Raw genomic sequence first — 459 nt, forward strand, 5'->3', positions numbered from 1 at the left:
TCCCGGTCCCCACCTGACGCCATCACGGACGCCTTTTCCTCATCGCTCACCACGACGGTCTTCAGCCAACGCAGCATGAGGCGGTTTGAAGCCTCCCTCCGCAGGGCGACTTCGAAGGGCCACGACCTTCATCATCCGAGCAGCATCGCTCCAGATCGCTCTCCTACATCGAACTCTCCTTCGCGTTCAGGACACACAACCGCACCCATCCCCGTTTGCCGTTCACCCTTTCCAACGGCGTCGGCAGGTAATGGCCGCGCTTCACCTCATCCACGAAGGTGAGCCAAGCGTTCTCACGCACCACCATTTCCATGTGCCACCAACGGACCTTGCCTCGATAGTTCACGCGTTCTGGTGGCTTCGCCGAGCGTGATGGCTGAGTGATTTATTGATCTTCATCTGCGGTTTCGGGCAGGCACCCGCGTCGGCGGTCACGCCGATGGTGCCGGTTCCACGAGC

At 60.8% G+C, this 459-nt stretch carries 1 protein-coding gene; it reads right to left on the minus strand.

Annotation, left to right across the window (positions count from 1 at the left end; all coding sequences use genetic code 11):
• Positions 1–163 precede the first annotated feature (163 nt).
• Entirely contained in the window at positions 164–313 is a 150-nt protein-coding gene (locus EJK15_RS72525) for a hypothetical protein (protein ID WP_171075459.1), read from the minus strand.
• Between the last annotated feature and the right edge of the window lie 146 nt (positions 314–459).

It is taken from the genome of Nonomuraea basaltis (assembly GCF_005893125.1).
Lineage (GTDB): Bacteria > Actinomycetota > Actinomycetes > Streptosporangiales > Streptosporangiaceae > Nonomuraea > Nonomuraea basaltis.